This is a genomic window from Sphingomonas dokdonensis, from assembly GCF_002197685.1.
In the GTDB taxonomy this organism is placed as follows: Bacteria; Pseudomonadota; Alphaproteobacteria; order Sphingomonadales; family Sphingomonadaceae; genus Sphingomonas; species Sphingomonas dokdonensis.
Genome location: NZ_NBBI01000009.1, coordinates 23,780 through 42,356 on the forward strand (window position 1 = coordinate 23,780; position 18,577 = coordinate 42,356).

The following is an 18,577-nucleotide window of genomic DNA, read 5'->3' on the forward strand; positions in this document are numbered from 1 at the left end:
TCTCAAATCATACTATCGGTGCACTATAGCATGATGCGCTGATGCCCAGCACTTCCCGCCAAAACATCTCGACAAGCCAACATGTCGACATGTACCGCCGTCGCCATGCCGACAATCGCGATCATCAGCCAGAAGGGCGGGGCGGGGAAGACGACGCTCGCGCTCCACCTTGCCGCCGTCGCGCAGGAGGCGGGGCGGGTGTCGCTCATCATCGATACCGATCCGCAGGCGACGGCGAGCCAATGGGCCGCGTGGCGCCAGGATCAGCCGCCCGAGGTGATCGACAGCCCCCCGCCGCGGCTCGCCGCGAAGGTCGCCGCGGCGACGGGGCAGGGGGCCGAGCTGATTGTGATCGACACGCCGCCCCACGCCGACAGCGCCGCGCGCGCCGCGGTGGAGGTCGCCGATCTCGTGCTCATCCCGTGCCGCCCGAGCGCGTTCGATCTCGCCGCGATCCAGACGACCGCAAAGCTGGTGCAGCTCTTGCGCAAGCCCGCCTTCGTCGTCTTCACCGCCGGGCCGCCCAACGCCCCGCGCGTCTATGCCGAGGCGGGCGAGCTGGTCGACAGCTACGGCACGCCGCCAGCGCCGGTGATCCTGCCCGATCGCGCGGCCTATCGCCACGCCTCGGCCGAGGGGCGCACCGTCACCGAGGCCGAGCCCGCGGGCCGCGCCGCGGACGAGATGCGCGCGCTGTACAAGTGGACATGTCGACAGCTAGACTTGCCGACACCGCGTTTTCCGAAAGGCCGCTCATGAGCCGCAAGCCCAGTTTCGCCAATCTGCGCACCGCCAAAACGGCGGAGGCCGCAGCCCCCGCATCCGAGGCCGAACATATCCGGAAGGCGGCCGAGATAACCCCGAAAGAGGGCCGGGCCGAGCGCTCGGAAGGCCGCCCCGAAAGCCGGATCGGGCGCAAGCAGATCGCCGGCTTCTTTACGCCGGAGATGAGCTTTGCCATGCATATGCTCGCACGCCGGCAGGATAAAAGCCTGCAGGCGTTAATGGCCGAAGCATTCAACGATGTGCTACGTAAGTATGGCGAAAGCCCGATTGGAGAGTGATCCACGACGGACCAATGCAATGGCCGCGCGGATAGATTAAAAGGTACAGTTAACGGATGGAACGTGAATTCATTGCCTACGGGCTTATTGCATTGCTGGCGATCATCGGCCTGCCGCTCGCCGGCTGGTCATGGGAAAAGCGCCGCCGCATGAAGCTGCGCCGGCAGGGGATCAAACGCTACGGTCATTGATCGCGGCAAGCGGGCGCCCGGATCAGCCACCGGGCGCGCATCATTGATTCCCGGCCGGTTCAGCCAAGCAACGGCAAAACGATCATCGCCCATAATGCCAGCGACAGCGGCGTGGCGACAACAAGTCCGGTTAGCGGCGGGGTGCGTGCAACATCGTCCATTGGTCGAACTCCTGCTGACCTCCGGGCCGTGTCTCCTCACCTGACGTGCGACGCCAACACCGCCCTTCGCAACACTGTCACCGCGCTGCTTAAGGGCCGGTTTATTCAACGCCCGTACTACAACGTAGTTGCGTTGCTTACCCGTCGTTCACCGCATTCAGGATCGCGCGACCATAAGCGGTCTTCTTGAACCGCTCGCCGGCCGCGATCGCCTCGTCCTTGCCGATAAAGCCTTGCAGATAGGCGATTTCCTCCAGGCACGCGATCTGGATGCCTTGGCGATGCTGCAGCGTGCGAACGAACTCCGACGCCTCGAGCAGGCTGTCGTGCGTGCCGGTATCGAGCCAGGCATAGCCGCGCCCCATCTGCTCGACGAAGAGGTCGCCAGCCTCCATGTAGAGGCGATTGAGGTCGGTGATTTCCAGCTCGCCGCGCGCGCTCGGCTTGAGGTTGCGGGCGAACTCCACGACGCGATTGTCGTAGAAATACAAGCCCGTAACCGCATGGTTCGACTTGGGGTTCTTCGGCTTTTCCTCCAGGCTGACGGCGCGGCCATCCTCGGCGAGCTCGACCACGCCATAGCGCTCGGGATCCTCGACGCGGTAGCTGAACACCGTCGCGCCCTCGGTGCGGTTCACCGCGCTCGCGAGCAGGTCGGTCAGATGCGCGCCGAAGAAGATATTGTCGCCCAGCACCAGCGCGACATTGTCATCGCCGATGAAGTCCGCGCCGATCGTGAACGCCTGCGCCAGCCCCTCGGGCTTGGGCTGCTCGGCATAGCTGATCTGGAGACCCAGTGCGCTGCCGTCGCCGAACAAGCGCTTGTAATTGTCCAGATATTCCGGGCTGGAGATGATCAGCACCTCGCGAATGCCGGCAAGCATCAGCACCGACAGCGGGTAATAGATCATCGGCTTGTCATAGACCGGCAGCAGCTGCTTGTTCACCGCCAGCGTCGCCGGGTGAAGCCGCGTGCCCGAGCCGCCCGCGAGAATGATGCCCTTCACTTGTTGGCTCCGATCAGTTCGTCGAGAATGTCACTGAGCGCGTCCTGCCAGGAACGCGGCGCGATGCCGTACGCCGCGCCGATCGCGTCGTGGCTGAGCAGCGAATTGGCCGGGCGCTTGGCCGGCGTCGGATAGTCGCTGGTGGGGATGCCCTTCACCGCGGCCGATGCCCCGCCGCGGCTGGCGCTCTGCGCAAAGATCTCGCGCGCGAAGCCTGCCCAGGTGGTCGGGCCGGCATTGGAGAAGTGGAACGTGCCGGTCGGCGCGCTGTCGTCCTCGACCAGCCGCAGCGTGATCGCCATCAGTGCGCTTGCCAGATCCGCCGCGCTGGTCGGCGTGCCATGCTGGTCCTCGACCACCATCAGCGTGTCGCGCTCCGCACCGACGCGCAGCATCGTCTTCACGAAATTGTTGCCGTGCGCCGAGACGACCCACGCTGTCCGCACAATGACATGCCGCGCGCCCGAGGTGCGTACCGCCAGCTCGCCACCCAGCTTCGACGCGCCGTATACGCCGAGCGGCGCGACGGGATCGTCGACCTCCCACGCGCCAGCCTTGTCGCCGGCAAAGACATAGTCGGTCGAGACCTGGACCATCGGGATGCCGGCCTTGGCGCAGGCCTCGCCGAAGGCGGCCGGGGCCATGGCGTTGACCGCCCAGGCGGTGACGACGTCGCTTTCCGCCTTGTCGACCGCCGTGTACGCCGCCCCGTTGATCACCGCGGCCCACTCGCGCTCCGCGACCTTGGCGGCGATCGCGCCGGTATCGGTGAGGTCGAGATCGGCGACGTCGATCGCGACGACCTCATAGCCGTCAGGCCAGGCGCAACGCTGAAGCTCGGTGCCGAGCTGGCCGTTCCCGCCGGTGACGAGGATGGCGCGGGTCATGCGGAAGATCCTTCGTCATGCCGGGCTGGTCCCGGCATCCAGCGGGCCGCACAATCACCGGCCGCTGGGTTTGCGGCACCCTGGATGCCGGCACAGGGCCGGCATGACGGGGGGAGCGAGGCCATCACGCCGCGACACCCCGGCGCTGCGCCGCGCCGCGCTTGACGATCGGGCGCCACCAGGCCTCGTTGTCGAGATACCAGCGCACCGTCTTCTCGATCCCGGTCTCGAACGTCTCCTCAGGCCGCCAGCCGAGCTCCTGCTCGATGCGGGTGGCGTCGATCGCATAGCGCTTGTCGTGTCCCGGCCGGTCGGCGACCGAGGTGATCTGTGTCGCATAGGGCTTGCCGTCGGCGCGCGGGCGCAGCCGGTCGAGGATGCCGCAGATCGTGTGGACGACCTCGATGTTCTGCTTCTCGTTGAACCCGCCGACATTGTACGTCCGGCCGAGCTCACCGCGCTCGAACACCGCCTGCAGCGCGCGGACGTGATCCTCGACGAACAGCCAGTCGCGCACCTGATCGCCCTTGCCGTAGACCGGCAGCGGCTCGCCGTCCAAAGCCTTGGCGATCATCAGCGGCACCAGCTTTTCGGGGAAGTGATACGGCCCGTAATTGTTCGAGCAATTGGTGATCAGCACCGGCAGCCCGAAGGTGTGGCCCCAGGCGCTGACGAGATGGTCGCTACCCGCCTTGGACGCCGAATAGGGCGAGCGCGGATCGTAGGGCGTGTCCTCGGTGAACAGGCCATCCTCACCCAGCGAGCCATACACTTCGTCGGTCGAGATATGGTGGAAGCGGAACTGCGCCTTCGCCTCGCCCTCGAGGCCCTGCCAATAGCCGCGCGCCTCGGCGAGCATCGTGTAGGTGCCGACCACATTGGTCTGGATGAACGCGCCCGGGCCGTCGATCGAACGGTCGACATGGCTTTCCGCGGCGAGGTGCGTGATCACGTCGGGCTGGAACTCTGCGATCGCGGCGCGGACGGCATCGGCATCGCAGATGTCGCCCTGGACGAAGCGGTAGCGGTTCGACTGCGCGACGCGCTCGACCGTCGACAGGGCGCCGGCATAGGTCAGCTTGTCGAAATTGAGCACCTCGTACTCGGTGTTCTCGATCAGGTGCCGGACGAGCGCCGAGCCGATGAAGCCGGCCCCGCCGGTGACGAAGATACGCATGGGGTATTTGGTCCTTCAGGCGAGCGGGGCGAGCGGATTGCCGTCGTAGGGGAAGGGGCTGTCGAAATCAGCGAGGCCCGGCAGTTTCCGATCCTTTTCCGACAATTCGGGCATGGTGCCGGCGGGGATCGGCCAGTCGATCCCGACGCTGTCCCAGCGGATCCCGCCATCGGTCTCGGGCGCATAGGTATCCGAGCATTTGTAGGTCACTTCGCAATCGGGCTCGAGCGTGACGAAGGCATGCGCAAAGCCGATCGGGATGAAAAGCTGATGCCCGTTCTCGGCGGAAAGCTCCGCGCCGACCCACTGGCCGTAGGTCGGCGAGCCTTTGCGTACATCGACCGCCACGTCCCAGATACGCCCACGGATGCAGCGCACCAGCTTGTCCTGCCCGCGCGGCGGGGTCTGGAAGTGCAGCCCGCGCAAGGTGAACGGGGGGACGGACAGCGAGTGATTGTCCTGCACGAACTGGCAGGTGATGCCGAGCGCGGCGAAGGCAGGCTCCGAATACACCTCGGTGAACCAGCCACGGCTGTCGCCGAAACGGCGGGGGCGGATGAGTTGGACGGGGTTCATAAAGTGAACATACATCACGAGGCACAAAGATGTCTTTTTTATCTCCAAAACAACGCAATAGATTATATAGTGATAATAATGGCTACTTAGAGCCGAATCCGCTTATCATTGTCCCAACAGTTCTTACTACAATTAGAATGTCTAGCCATGGCGAGTAGTTTTTGATATAATAAAAATCGTAATGAAGCTTGCTAAGAACGTCTTCTATTTCGGAAACATGCCCCTGATTTACTTGTGCCCACCCAGTGATTCCCGGCCGAACAGTATGCCTATAGCGATAGAATGCGATTTCCGTTTCATACCATCGCGAAAGGACGTCAGCTTCAGGTCGAGGGCCAATCCAGCTCATCTCGCCCTTCAGCACGTTGAACAGCTGGGGCAGTTCATCCAGGCGGGACTTGCGCAACACAGCGCCAAGTCGTGTAATCCGCTTATCGCCCGTCTGTGTCATGGCCTGTGATCTGTCGTCGGTGCCGGCCAGTGGTTTGGTCGTCATCGTTCGAAATTTATAAACGGTGAATGGTACACCGCGATAACCAATACGAGTTTGGCGAAAGATCGATGGTCCAGCTGAATCTAAGCGGATTAACACGGCAATCAGAACTAGAAGAGGCGCTAGTATGAATATGGAAAAAAGCGCCATGACCCAATCTATCGCATACTTGATAGTCATATAGGCAGACATAGGACTCAGAGTGCCAAAACTGTTCTCAGAAAGAGTTTCCAGCTCAACACGGCCAGTCATAGACTCTATTAGGTGCTTGCTATGATAAACTGGAAGTCCCGAAAGGGCGTAGTCTGCCAGTCGGCGTTCCCAGATGTCACCAGGATCGCTGCGCAAATCCAATGCAACAGCATTCAACGTGGTGACATCTTGGTCGGGATGCTCCAGCAAAACCCAAGTTACGCCATCTAACTGCTGAAGGAGAGGGTAGTTGCCATGTGGCACAATTCCAATGCGTAGGGTTCTGCGGCGTCCTGGCAAAATGTTCCAAATGTACGACCAGATAATCGCGCATGCGTAGCTGCTGAGGAGAAGCGCGCGACTATATTCCATTCGTCCCAAAATAAGGAACAGCAACAATATGCCAAATGTTGCGGAAAAAGTCGGAAGTACGTAGGAGTTAGTTTCGACGCCTGGATAGCGGGTAATGCTCCCTAGTAGGGCTTTTCCCGCGATTGTGGCAATTAGCCCGCAAAGCGCCGTAAAACGTAAAAGATCACCACTCTGCTGTGCGCCTTCAGAAAAGTTAAAGAGCATAATGTAGGATGCCGAAAACAGAACGGCATACCCAACAATGTACAGGATAGCAGACTGCAACTCCCGAGAGCCAAACTTTTGCGTGACCATGCTACATAATACTCTTTAATCTCTATCAGCAAACCCGAGGGATGTGCGTTCTTATTGTCGGATGGCGTTAGTGAAATCTAAAAATATGCGGCACTCGCATCTTATTCTGACAATAATCAGTGATTCCCTCGTATTGCTCACTACAGCTCCAGTCGACGTTCTCGACCTTCTTGTTTCAAAAACCACTGATATGTTTCTGCCACTCCGTCTCTGAGACTTTTGGCAGGAGACCAGCCCATTGCGCGCAATTTGTCCGCGCTCATCAGCTTTCGCGGGGTTCCATCTGGTTTGCTAAGATCGCGCACGATCTCTCCAGTGAATCCTACTGCCTCAGTCACCATCTGCACCAGCTCCAGAATTGTGACGTCGTCGCCAAACCCGACGTTGACGTGGCTCTCGCCCGAGTAGGTACGCATCAGGAAAACGCAGGCGTCGGCAAGATCGTCGACGTGGAGGAACTCGCGGCGTGGGCTGCCCGAACCCCAGATTTCCATTGTCGCTGCGCCCGCAAGCTTGGCCTCATGCGCCTTTCGCATCAACGCAGGTAGGACGTGGCTCGACTGCAGGTCGAAATTGTCGCCCGGCCCGTACAGGTTGGTCGGCATGGCGGAGATGAAGTCGCGCCCGTGCTGGCGGCGATAGGCCTGCGCCAGCTTGATCCCGGCGATCTTCGCGATCGCATACCATTCGTTGGTCGACTCCAGCTGGCCCGTGAGCAGCGCATCCTCGGTGATCGGCTGGGGCGCGAACTTGGGGTAGATGCACGACGAGCCGAGAAACAGCAGCTTCTCCACGCCATGAACGTGCGCCGCCTCGATGATATTCGCCTCGATCATGAGGTTGTCGTAAAGGAAGTCCGCCGGGTAGCTGTCGTTTGCCAGAATGCCGCCCACCTTTGCCGCGGCCAGGAACACCGCGTCGGGCTTGTTCGCCGCAAACCAGGCGCGCACCGCGGCCTGGTCCTTGAGGTCGAGCTCGGCGCGGCCGGCAGTGAGGATCGTGCACCCCTCGCTGGCTAGCCGGCGCACGATGGCCGAGCCCACCATGCCGCGATGCCCGGCAACGAACACGCGTTTGCCGGCAAGATCATAGGGCTGGCCGATCATCTCAGGCGCCCTTGCCGATCGGTGCGGTCTTCATCACGTCAAGGTCGGCCATCACCATTTCGCGTGCTAGATCCCGCGGGCTTGTTTCGTGCACCCAGCCGAGCTTTTCCTTGGCCTTGGTCGGATCGCCGATCAGCAGATCAACCTCCGTGGGGCGGAAATAGCGCGGATCGACCTCGACCAGGCACTTGCCCGTCTCGGTGCAATAGCCCTTCTCGTCCACACCTTCGCCTTCCCAGCGCAGGGTGATACCGACATCGGCAAAGGCCCATTCGACGAAGGTGCGAACCGGCGTCGTCTCGCCCGTCGCCAGCACGTAATCGTCCGCCTCGTCCTGCTGCAGCATCAGCCACATGCCACGGACATATTCGCGCGCATGGCCCCAGTCGCGCTTGGCATCGAGGTTGCCAAGGAACAGCTTTTCCTGCCGCTCCAGCTTGATCGCCGCGGCCGCCCGCGTGATCTTGCGTGTGACAAAAGTCTCACCGCGCAGCGGGCTTTCATGGTTGAACAGGATGCCGTTCGACGCATGCATACCGTACGCTTCGCGGTAGTTCACGACGATCCAGTAAGCGTAGAGTTTCGCCGCGGCATAAGGTGAGCGCGGGTAGAAGGGCGTGGTCTCTCGCTGCGGCACTTCCTGCACCAGGCCATACAACTCCGAGGTCGACGCCTGGTAGAAGCGGCAGGTTTTCTCCATGCCCAAGATACGGATCGCCTCCAGGAGGCGAAGCGTGCCGATCCCGTCGGCGTTGGCGGTATACTCGGGCGTTTCGAAGCTCACTGCGACATGGCTCTGCGCGGCAAGATTGTAGACCTCGTCAGGCTTGGTCTGCTGCACCAGTCGGATGAGGTTGGTCGAGTCTGTCAGATCGCCGTAATGCAGGTGGAAGCGTGCATTCTGCTCATGCGGATCTTGATAGATATGCTCGATGCGCCCCGTGTTGAATGACGACGAGCGCCGCTTCACGCCATGAACCTCATAGCCCTTGGCAAGCAGGAGTTCGGCGAGATAGGCGCCGTCCTGACCTGTAATACCCGTAATCAGCGCAACTTTTTGAGCCATGATATCCTGTTTCCAGTAAAGTGCCGGCGAATACCGCGATTAACCGTTGATGAGCCAGCGAGAGAAGTAGTTGATTGCAACCATGTCAGTTAATGTCATCATGGTTGGTGGAGGATAGGAGCGGCCTTAACGGCAAGGCACTGATCGCGCAGCGCATCATAAGCGTCAGCGATCGTCTCCAGTTCGGCGGTACTTTTCGCTGATCCCCCAGCCTTTGGATTCAAGACCCTGCGGCCTAGCCGTTGCGCCTGAAATGCCACTTCCCTAGCAATCTCGTGCGCTATCGCCGGATAGGTACGCAAACCCCCGAACATCTCGGCATGGTTGGAAATCGCCTTTGCGACCGCATCTCCGTAGTTGCGCCCATACAGAAGGCAGCACGCATAAAGCCGAGGAAAATTAGGTCGTAAACGTGTGTCGCCCAAGCGATCTACAGCCTTCTTCGCCGAATAAGCCCAAACATTGTAAGGCGAGTAAAACTCCGGGATCAGCGGATCCCAAGTTAAGTTCCGGAACGGTCGAATATGAGGGTGTTCGCGTAAGCGCGGCGTATCAGATCGCGCAGCACCACTACCTGACGTGCTGGGAGCCGACCCGCCGGGCAGGCAAAAAGGAAAGTCAACGCACCAAGGATTCTTGGCTTCGCTTGAAATCAGAATGGCACTATAGATATCCGGGCTTACGCCTCCGAACAATGTGCCATATTTGGAAACTACTTGGTTAATCAATGCTCGCGCAACAAGACCGTGATAGGCGCGCGGCATTGATCCCAAGCCGCGGCCGAGATCACGCAAAGCTGCATTGACAGTCTTTCCGGCATCAAGGCGCCAGGCACGTGACGAAAACCGATTTAAGAACAGCTTTCCGGCATATTGGTCACCATAATATTTTGATCGAATGCCCGGCCAATAATAGTTGGCAATGAAACTGTTGCGATAGCTGATAACTGCGTCGATCGATTGTTCGCGGGCCCATTGAGCGACCGCCTCGATATGCGGGCCGACGCAATCATCATCGCCAATAAAGAAGACATAATCGCCTTGCGTTTTATGCAGGGCAGCCTCGAAGTGGCTTACTACGTCAATTCCTAACGGCTGGCGCACATAGGTCAGCCGGGGGTGCGTCATGAGGTCACCTAACAGCCCAGGAAGCGTTTCCTCGTCGCTTGTATCACTGACAATCACTTCGGCGTTGGGGCACTCCGCTACGATTTTGCGGGCAGTAATGGCCGCATAATGCTGGCGATTATGAGTGGGAATGACGATCGACAACAAAGGCACGGGGTGCTTACTCTACGCAAGGATTGGACGATGCAGCGATGCGCTGCGCCGGTAACACCAACGTGACAGGATTGCCATCGCACCACCGCCCAGCAGCAGCTGCACCGTTGCTTCAATCGCAGCGCGAGCCCAGCCCGTTGCAAACATCCCCGCCAATGCCCAGCCAATCAGACACACCAACAGCATCGCAGCGGCGGGCATCAGGTAGCAGGTCAGCAAAAAGGTGCGATATTGGATGCGGCTCCAGTGTTGTCGCAGCCGCCACCATTGAACGATGCAGCCGCACGCATGGAATATGGCATAGGATGCCGCAACGCCGATCAGCGACCCTGCTGCAGCCCATGCTGCCGCCACACCCAGCACAATCACTGCGGATATGGCTGAAAGTCGTGCTAAAAAGCGGTTGTCAGCAACCGCGATCAGGAACGTGGTCGGATAATAGCCTGTTGCCCCAACAGCGGTGCCGGCAAGCAGAATGGTGGCAAGCGACGCGATTTGCGGTGCGTTTGGTGTGCCATGAAGCCACAATGGGATCAGCAGCGGTGCCTCGCGGATGAGGATAAAGGCCGGCAGCACAACCGCAGGCAGTAACAACAGTTGAAACGCCGCTGCTAGCCGCCAGCGTGCCGCCGTGTCGCCACTTGCCTCGGCATGCGCAACGCGCGGTGCAAAATATTGGTTAAGGGGACCGGATAGAATACCGATCGGTACCATCGCGTACGTGGCAGCAAGGAAGTACCAGCCAGTTAGCCGGATCGGCAATAGTGTGGCGAGGATGGTTTTGTCCAGATTCAACGCCGCAGCACCGCCTAGCGTGTAGACCATCACAGGTTTGCAGCGCACCAGAAGTCGTATCAGCGCGGCGCGATCCAATAATTGGGCGAGGTTGTGCGGAACGGCGCCGGACCGTTGGTCGAGCGCGGCCCGCGTTGTTGCGTAATGAAGCGCAGCGACAAAAAACTGCGACCACAAAAACGCATCTACACTTGCCTCGACGCGTGCAAGAACGATCGCGGAAACTGCCGCTCGCGCGAGTGTCCCTGATGTTGTCAGCAATCCGGTCAGGCGATAATGACCCAAAGCATTGAGGCACAGTTGCGAGATGTTGAGCAACACCAGCAAGGCGACCAGCGCGGTGCTGACGATGGTTCTAATACCGTCGCGCAAGATATCCGGCCCACCGCCTAGCGCGATCACGACCAGCGCAACCAGCGCGACCAGCATCACCAGCACGGCCACCATCATTTCGCCGCGACGCCGATCTTGTGTGGCCGCGGCAAGCGCCACCTGATCGCCGCGCGCGATTGCCGTGTCGCGTGCGAGGATTGTTGCCAACCCAAGGTCGGACACGAGGAAAAACGCCTGTAGCGACAGGAGCAGCGCCACTGCGCCAAATTCAGCAGGGGACAGCAGCCGCGTGTAGATTGGAATAAAGATCAAGCTGACAAGGATGCCACCCATTCGGCTGGCGAACACCGACGCCATGTCGAATGCCGCTCCAAACCGTCCAGCTAGATGCGGCATCATCGTAGCGCGGTTGCCACGGCCTCTTCGATACGGTCGAGGTCGGCTGGCTTCAGCCACCACCCGCACGGGATGGCCAGAACATCGCGCTCGATCTCGTCCACGCCGGGTAATGTCCGCCGCTCGGCCGGCATGCCCGAATAACGATCGTTACGCTGATGAAGCAGCGAGGCGAGCACCCCGGCTTCTTTCAAGCGCATCAGCAAAGTGTCGCGCTGTGCGGCGCGCACCATCAATCCCCAGTAGACCGGATCCGCGCCGGGAAGTGCGGCAAACGGCGTGATCCCTGGAATGTCGGCCAGCCTTTGCTCCAGCTGACGGGCATTGGCGCGCGTACCCGCGAGACGATTGGGAAGCGCCGCAATCTGAGCCTTTGCAACCGCCGCATTGAGGTTGCTCATCGAGCCCGACCAGCCGATCTCCGTCACGTCCGCATCATCAGCGATCTCACCGTTTGCTGCGCGGAAACGGACGGGATCGATCCCGAAGCGCCGCAGACGTGCCGCTCGCGCCGTGTCGGCGGGATTGCGCGAGGCGATCGCGCCACCTTCTATCCCGTTGACCTGGCGATTGGGGTAAAAGGAATAGATCGCGTGATCGCCGTCAGAACCAACTGGTCGCCCGTCACGGGTGGCGCCCAACGCGTTGTCGCAATCTTCAATCAGCGCAATGCCTGCCTCTTGGCACAGGGCGGCCAACTCGCGAGCCGGACCGGGGTAGCCTGCAAGATGATAGACTACCACAGCCTTGGTTGCCGGACCGATCAGGCGACGAACATCTCCCACGTCGATTGCGCCTGTTGCGGGGTCAACATCTGCCCAGCGAAGGCGCGCGCCTGAAAGGGCAATCGGGGCATTCGTCGACAGGCAGGCAAAGGGAGATGCGATCACTTCATGGCCCGGCCCGACACCCGCTAGACGAAGCGCAATGGTGATTGCCATGCTCATGTCGCTTGTTGTGACCACCGCAGGGTTATCGATTGTGTCGGCCAGCGCGGACCGAAACGCTTCTACATTGGCACCCGAAGCGATCTGGCCCGACCGCAACGTAACGATTGCAGCCTCGTCCGCTTCGGGCATTGGTCCGGTTGAGTACAGCGGGATTGCGGCTTGAGCGGCGCTCATACGGCTCGCTCCACAATGGAGATAATGCGATCGCGATCTTCCGCCGTTACCCACCATCCCGCCGGAATATGGAGATAGCGGCGGGCAAATTCGTCTGCGCCGGGTAGCGGACGCTGGGAGCGGGCGAACAGCGAATGCAGGTCGTTGCGGCGGTGCAGCTTGGAGGCGGCAATCCCTTGTTCTTGCAACGCCTTTTCTACAGCATCGCTGTTGTCGCACAGCAAAGTGTAAAGCCAGTAGCTCGGCTGGTCATCGGCAAGGAAATGGGCCGGTGCGACATGGCGCATGCCAGCAAAGGCATGGTCGAAATAGCGGCCGTTATCGACATGCGCGGCGATGCGGCTTTCGATCTCGTCCAGCTGGCACAGGCCGATCGTCGCTGCGACGTTGCTCATGTTGTATTTCCAACCGACGCTGGACACGTCGAGGCTGGTGCGCGCCACGCCCTTGTCCATCCCGAACCAGCGGAAACGCTTGATTTCGCCCTCCAGCGCTTCATCGCGAAAGGCCAGCAGACCGCCATCGACGGTGGTCATGTGCTTGATCGCCTGAAATGAAAAAATGGCGAAATCCCCGTAGGATCCGACTGGCTTGCTGGCGCTGCGTGCGCCCACGGCATGCGCGCAATCCTCGATTACTGGGATGTTGTGGCGACGTGCGACCTCCATCACGCCCACCATATCAACCGGATAACCCGCATAATGAACGATCAGGATCGCCTTGGTGCGCGGTGTGATGGCCCGTTCGATAGCGGACGGATCGGCATTGCCGGAACGCGGGTCGACGTCGCTCCATACGACGGTGCCACCCACCTGAAGCACTGCCACGTTGGTGGGTTCTGCCGTGATCGGCGTGCTGATCACCTCGTCACCGGGGCATACGCCGGCGAAATGCAGCGATGCATGCAGGGCGCCAGTGCCGCTGCTCATGGCGAGCACATGCGGTAAGCCAAATGCGACGGCGCAGCGCCGTTCAAACTCATAAACCTGCTCGCCCTCGGCGATCATGCCACCATAAAGCGTGGCTTTCAGCGCTGGCATCAGCACGTCGGATGGCGGCATGCCGACCTTGACGAGGGGGATAGTGCGCTGGTTCATGGCGACGCGATAGTTCCTGTCGACAATGCCGTTTCCGGCGAAGGCACGGCCTAGTAGGGGATCGTCCGGCGAACCGGAAGCCGTATCGCGATCAGCCGAGGGTTTCCGCGGTGAACACGGCGCCTTCGGGACGGCTGGTTGCGATCATTGCCTGCAGGTGCGGTCCAAACGGAGTGTTCACGACGGCAAAGCGCAGCCCGCGGTCGGGCGTGGTACGCCAGCCACTCACCCGCGTTGCCGTGGTATCGCTCACGTGAACGATCGCCTCTTCTGCCACGTCGTCACGCGGCAGCCGTACCGTGATCCTCCATGGCCCTGTACCCGGCCATACGGGAAGAAGGGTGCTGACTTGTCCCGATCCAACCCGTAGCGGTGCAAACCCCGCCACATCGCCAATGGCGATTGTTCCAGTAAAGCGCGGATCAACTGCCAATCGGCGCTCATCGCTTTCCTCCATCGTGCCCCCGGTTAGGGTCAGTCGCGCGCGACCGGCTGGCAGGCGAGCGATGGCGCCACGAATGTTGCGGAAGGCGCAACCCTGAAAGGAAAAACGGCCCGCGGACGATGTCGAGAGCACCTCCGACGCCTTGCTCCAGTCATAATCCTTGGATGATTGGCTGCCGTCAAACACGCAGCCGTGAAAGTCTGCGGCCAGATTGCCGGGTGAATCCTGCACGATGGCGGTGCCTGGCCAGTTGCGAAAGGTGCAGCCACTGAACAGCACATCGCCCGTCGGCACCCGCAATAGGACGTTGGCAATGAAATCTTCGTGTTGCCCGTTCGACACAAATGTTGAATTAGTAATCAGAACGTTGGCGATGCTGCCTGACAAGGTCAATGCAGCCTTCTCAGTATAGGCAATCGACAGCGATGACAGGATTACGTCATGTGCGCCGTCGCCGATCGTGATGGCAAATCTTGGACGGTAGATGTTGACAGCGTTGACCGTGATGTTCTGCGCCTTGCCAATCAAGATGCCTTGAAGGCATTGATCAATGAAGATGTCGCTTACGATGCCGTCGGAGGCGATGGTATCCGTGCTGCCGGCAAGCTCGATCCCGATACCAACTGCGGTTAAAAACAGATCGGCAATGGAGAAGCCTTGCGCGTCCGTGGTGACAAAGCCATGCGACGGCGAACCGCCCATGGCATGAAGGCCGCACAGGCGGACAGGCGCTCCGCCGGGATCGGGCGTACCGCGTCCGCCAGGGCCGCGCCGGCCCAGGATGAACGTGGATGCACGGGCCTTTCGTGCGTCTATATAGGTGGCATGGCCATCGCCGAACAACGTCTGGCCCTTGCGCACGAACACCGTGCCGTCCAGCCGATAGCGTCCCGTTGGTACGTGGATCGCATGGCATAAGCCCTCGGACCATTCGGCTTCGGCCTGACATGCGCGATTGAACGCAGCTGTATCGTCGGTACGTCCGTCACCAACCGCGCCGAAATCACGCACGTTCACGGTGCGTACGGGTGTGCCAGGGCCGTTTGCGGTTTTCTGGATCGCGCTTGCCGCAACGACGCCGGCGCCACTTAGGCCAACGGTACCAAGCAAGGCGCGCCGATCAATCATCAAGCCTCCATTTCCTTGTAAAGCGCGGCATGACGTTGTGCGGTCGCTTGCCAGGAAAAGGTGCCTGCGCGAGCGTGGCCGGCGTTCACGGCTTTGTTTCGTACGTCTTCGCTGTCGATCAACAGGGCCATGGTATCTCGCCATGCCTGCGGATCGTCGGCATCGGCATATAAAGCTGCATCTCCACCCACTTCCGGCAGCGACGTGAGCGGGGCGGCAATCACTGGGCAGCCGAGCGACATGGCTTCCAGCAGCGGCAGGCCAAATCCTTCGTGCCGGGACGGGTAGAGGAGTGCGCAAGCCGCGCGGTAATGCCCCGCAAGCAGATGATCGTCGCCGCCCGTCTGGTGAATGCGTTCTGTCAGATCGAACTGGGCGATGATCTCCTTTTCATTGGTTGTGAGCGGGCCACCACCGAAACAGACGAGTTCGGCGTCGCGATGCAACAGCGCCAAGGCATGGAGCAGGACCGCGAAATTCTTGTAACGGTCGCGCCGCCCAACAAAGAGGAAAAAGGGGCGTTCGCGATCAACCGGGGCCGGTCGGTCGGAAAGGCGGCTTGTGCCATGTGGGATAACGATCGCTCGATCGGCGAGACGCGGTGACAAATTGCCGAGGTAATCGCGCGTCGATTGCGATACGCAGACAATCCGATCCGCTCGTTCAAGCGCGCGTCGTTTCAGGTGGCGACGAAGCATTGCGCGTGGGCCGCGCTCGTCCGCCGCGACGAAATCCCACATGTCGTGTACGGTTTCGATCACCAGGGCGGAACGCGGCAGCAGGTCAACCACGGGATGATAGGTGCGGTGAACAATGGTGCCCGGACCGACCAATGACCGCAAACCGCGTTCGTTGCGAAGTGCTGACAATGGCGACCGGCGCCCGGTAGCCGACGATGCGCCGATCGCGTGTTTCGCATACCATGTTGATCCGCTCGCTTCGGCTAGCAATGCATTGTTGTTGTGGCCTACATACAATTGCCACGGTGCGGATCGCGTCGAATCAAGGGCGTGCATCAGTTCGATCATGCATCGCGAAATTCCGCCCGTTGCCTGGGCGGAAAAAATATCATGGGAAAATAACAGAATTTTGCCGCTCCGCCGCGATGCAAGCTGCGGCGCTGTACGAATCCCCCTGCCGTTGGTCAACAAGGCAAGATCGATGGCAAGCAGGGTGCGCTTGCCGTTCAGACTGCTTTGCGCCTAGGCGTTTTTCGATGAAGATCACCGTTGTTACGGTCTGCTATAATGCCGCGCAGACGATCGCCGATACGCTGCAGTCTGTTGCGGCGCAACGCGGGGTGGAGGTGGAGCATGTCGTGATCGACGGCGGGTCGACTGACGACACCCTCGCGATCGTTTCCCGTTTTCCTCATGTCGCAACCGTGGTCAGCGAGCCTGACAAGGGCATCTACGATGCGATGAACAAGGGGCTGGCGCGTGCCACGGGCGATGTTATCGGCTTCCTCAACGCCGATGACTGGTTCTGCCGTGACGATGCTTTGCAACTTGTGGCGACGCATCTGGCCGATGCCGAGGCGGTGGTGGGCGATCTGGTGATTGTGGACACCGATAATACCAAGCGCGTGCGACGTTTCTATTCCTCGCGCGGTTTCCGCCCCTGGATGCTGAGAATGGGGCACATGCCACCCCATCCCACCTTGTATGTACGACGCGAGGTTTTCGACGAGCTTGGCGGATTTGACGCCAGTTACCGGATCGCAGGCGACTTTGATTTCACCGTGCGCTTGTTGTTGCAGCGTCGCGCGACCCGATGGCGCCGCGTCCCCCATACGTTGGTGGCGTTCCGAAATGGCGGAGCCAGCACGCGCAATCTGTCGGCCAAGGTGCGTATGAATCGCGAAATCCTGCACTCTTTGCGGGCCAAGGGGCTGTCACTGACGGCGCTGGCACTCTATGCCCGTTATCCTTTCAAGGCGTTGCAGCTGATCGCCCGGCCTCGATAGAGGAGTTATCGGCCGCCTCAGGGCGGCCGCCTTCAGTAAGGACGATCATCAGGTGTTCGAATTTCTGGTATTGCTTGGCATCACTGGAGGGCTGGTGGTCTTGGCGGTGATACGACTTGTGACTAGCAAGTTTCCTAGCGGTGCAGACCTCGCGCAGTTGTCGACCTTTTATTATTCTGTGCCGCTATCAATCTTGGCTTTTTTGTCGATAAATCTGCGACAAATGGCATTTCTGAACGAGATTGCTGCCAATGCTGAGTTGGCAATCATATCTCTTCGCTATGTTTGCGTTGCAATGGTTGGGATCGAATTAGGCCGCTACCTTGGCCGTATGATGGGAGCAGCACGATTTACCTACGTGTTTTCCGTCAACGAAGCGTCAGCATATCGCACTGCAGTGCTAACATGTGCAGTGCTGTTGCTATTCCCAGCTGGAGTCGCATTGTTTGGTGTCCAATCCTTTCTTCAGGGGTATGCTACAGAGTCCTTAGCGGCGGGAGGGGATACTGGCACAGCGCTGATCTATTCGGCGATCGAAGCGCTAGGTATCACGTTGGCATTTATCATGATCATGCGCCTATCTTTGGGTCGTCTGCCAATAAAACCGCTATTCTTATTGTCTCTCGCCAGCATTGCAGTGATATTTGTTATTCGTGTAAAGCGTCTTGAGGTTGTGTCGGCGTTGGTGCCGCTCGCTATTATCCTCTTCGCCAGCCGCTCACGGGTCAAGGCAACAGTTTGGCGTGTGCTGCTTGGTGCTGGGCTGCTGCTAGCGCTAGCGGTTGTGTCGGCAACACGGGTGTCCGAGCGGCTCGACCTGCAGACCATCATTTTCTACTTTCTTTCCGAGGGATTGTACGCGGGGCACTCGCTTCCCGGGATCGTCAACCGTCTCGATATCAACATGACCGGTTACGAATACGGCATGCGGTTTCTCAATTCTGTCCTTGCCTTTGTTCCCAGCTTTCTTTGGCCGGGAAAAACGGAAGTGGTCTATGGTCCCGACCTTATCTTTGAAGGTATCTCACCACTTGGCGCAACTACGATGCTCACTGAAATTGTTCTTCAGGGCGGCGTCGTTGCGGTTGCGATATTCTACACGCTGCTGGGCCTGTTCTTTGAGCGCGTTGAGCGTTTTCAGGAAGGATGGGACGAGGCGGTTGCGACCGGCTGCTTTCCCGCGCGCTTCGGGCTTTATCTGATCAGCGTTTCCGTTTTCATCCCGCACTTCCGCGATGGTGTGATCCCGGCCTTGAAGTTGACGTTACAGGGACTTGCCTATTTCGCGATTCTTGTTGCCGTGCATCGGATGGACAGTCGCCCTACCGCGACGGCGGAGGGGCGCTTGGGTGGCGTGACGTAAGGCCGCCATTTGCTTCGCGGATGGCCGCCCTTTAGGGAGGCGGCGCACCTGCCGCGTGCGTAGC

18 protein-coding genes are annotated in these 18,577 nt (G+C 60.1%); 5 read left to right on the forward strand and 13 right to left on the reverse strand.

The annotated features are described in order from the left end of the window. Positions 1-105 precede the first annotated feature (105 nt). The 3 genes from parA to SPDO_RS17280 are packed head-to-tail and all read left to right on the forward strand — an operon-like array spanning position 106 to position 1,255. Positions 106-759: a ParA family partition ATPase gene (gene parA / locus SPDO_RS15220; RefSeq protein ID WP_088368377.1), complete on the forward strand. Its 654-nt coding sequence runs from the start codon at positions 106-108 to the stop codon at positions 757-759. Beyond that, positions 756-1,064 (forward strand): ribbon-helix-helix domain-containing protein, encoded by a 309-nt coding sequence (locus tag SPDO_RS15225; protein ID WP_088368378.1) that lies wholly within the window; start codon positions 756-758, stop codon positions 1,062-1,064. The genes parA and SPDO_RS15225 overlap by 4 nt, the downstream gene beginning before the upstream one ends. Positions 1,065-1,120: 56 nt before the next feature. Next, a complete protein-coding gene (locus SPDO_RS17280) occupies positions 1,121-1,255 on the forward strand; it encodes a hypothetical protein (protein ID WP_281252607.1) in 135 nt (44 codons plus the stop codon). Positions 1,256-1,553: 298 nt separating this feature from the next. On the opposite strand, the gene rfbA is transcribed toward SPDO_RS17280, so the two are convergent. From rfbA to SPDO_RS15290, 13 genes are all read right to left on the reverse strand, one after another. After that, a complete protein-coding gene (gene rfbA / locus SPDO_RS15230) occupies positions 1,554-2,423 on the reverse strand; it encodes a glucose-1-phosphate thymidylyltransferase RfbA (protein ID WP_088368379.1) in 870 nt (289 codons plus the stop codon). After that, positions 2,420-3,310, reverse strand: a complete 891-nt coding sequence (gene rfbD, locus SPDO_RS15235) for a dTDP-4-dehydrorhamnose reductase (protein WP_088368380.1) — start codon at positions 3,308-3,310, stop codon at positions 2,420-2,422. The genes rfbA and rfbD overlap by 4 nt, the downstream gene beginning before the upstream one ends. Positions 3,311-3,434: 124 nt before the next feature. Then, on the reverse strand, positions 3,435-4,487 hold the full coding sequence (gene rfbB / locus SPDO_RS15240) for a dTDP-glucose 4,6-dehydratase (RefSeq protein WP_088368381.1): 1,053 nt from the start codon (positions 4,485-4,487) through the stop codon (positions 3,435-3,437). Positions 4,488-4,502: 15 nt separating this feature from the next. After that, positions 4,503-5,063, reverse strand: a complete 561-nt coding sequence (gene rfbC, locus SPDO_RS15245; RefSeq protein ID WP_088368382.1) for a dTDP-4-dehydrorhamnose 3,5-epimerase — start codon at positions 5,061-5,063, stop codon at positions 4,503-4,505. A gap of 82 nt (positions 5,064-5,145) precedes the next feature. Further along, positions 5,146-6,414, reverse strand: coding sequence for a sugar transferase (locus tag SPDO_RS15250; RefSeq protein WP_143559672.1), 1,269 nt, complete (start codon positions 6,412-6,414; stop codon positions 5,146-5,148). Between the two features lie 140 nt (positions 6,415-6,554). Beyond that, positions 6,555-7,520 carry a GDP-L-fucose synthase gene (gene fcl, locus SPDO_RS15255; RefSeq protein ID WP_088368383.1) on the reverse strand — a complete coding sequence of 322 codons (966 nt, stop codon included), beginning with the start codon at positions 7,518-7,520 and terminating at the stop codon, positions 6,555-6,557. Between the two features lies 1 nt (position 7,521). Then, a complete protein-coding gene (gene gmd / locus SPDO_RS15260) occupies positions 7,522-8,586 on the reverse strand; it encodes a GDP-mannose 4,6-dehydratase (RefSeq protein WP_088368384.1) in 1,065 nt (354 codons plus the stop codon). 98 nt (positions 8,587-8,684) lie between these two features. Then, positions 8,685-9,857, reverse strand: a complete 1,173-nt coding sequence (locus tag SPDO_RS15265) for a glycosyltransferase family 2 protein (protein ID WP_158212216.1) — start codon at positions 9,855-9,857, stop codon at positions 8,685-8,687. Positions 9,858-9,878: 21 nt separating this feature from the next. Further along, on the reverse strand, positions 9,879-11,351 hold the full coding sequence (locus SPDO_RS15270; RefSeq protein WP_158212217.1) for a lipopolysaccharide biosynthesis protein: 1,473 nt from the start codon (positions 11,349-11,351) through the stop codon (positions 9,879-9,881). Positions 11,352-11,389: 38 nt separating this feature from the next. Continuing rightward, positions 11,390-12,514, reverse strand: a complete 1,125-nt coding sequence (locus SPDO_RS15275; protein ID WP_158212218.1) for a DegT/DnrJ/EryC1/StrS family aminotransferase — start codon at positions 12,512-12,514, stop codon at positions 11,390-11,392. Further along, complete coding sequence (locus SPDO_RS15280) at positions 12,511-13,611, reverse strand: DegT/DnrJ/EryC1/StrS family aminotransferase (RefSeq protein WP_088368388.1); 1,101 nt, start codon at positions 13,609-13,611, stop codon at positions 12,511-12,513. The genes SPDO_RS15275 and SPDO_RS15280 overlap by 4 nt, the downstream gene beginning before the upstream one ends. Before the next feature lie 91 nt (positions 13,612-13,702). Beyond that, positions 13,703-15,184 carry a right-handed parallel beta-helix repeat-containing protein gene (locus SPDO_RS15285; protein WP_158212219.1) on the reverse strand — a complete coding sequence of 494 codons (1,482 nt, stop codon included), beginning with the start codon at positions 15,182-15,184 and terminating at the stop codon, positions 13,703-13,705. Beyond that, positions 15,184-16,332, reverse strand: coding sequence for a glycosyltransferase family 4 protein (locus SPDO_RS15290; protein WP_143559673.1), 1,149 nt, complete (start codon positions 16,330-16,332; stop codon positions 15,184-15,186). The genes SPDO_RS15285 and SPDO_RS15290 overlap by 1 nt, the downstream gene beginning before the upstream one ends. Positions 16,333-16,400: 68 nt before the next feature. On the opposite strand from SPDO_RS15290, the gene SPDO_RS15295 reads away from it, so the two are divergent. Next, a complete protein-coding gene (locus SPDO_RS15295) occupies positions 16,401-17,150 on the forward strand; it encodes a glycosyltransferase family 2 protein (protein ID WP_088368391.1) in 750 nt (249 codons plus the stop codon). Between the two features lie 52 nt (positions 17,151-17,202). Beyond that, positions 17,203-18,513 (forward strand): oligosaccharide repeat unit polymerase, encoded by a 1,311-nt coding sequence (locus SPDO_RS15300; protein WP_088368392.1) that lies wholly within the window; start codon positions 17,203-17,205, stop codon positions 18,511-18,513. Positions 18,514-18,577 lie beyond the last annotated feature (64 nt).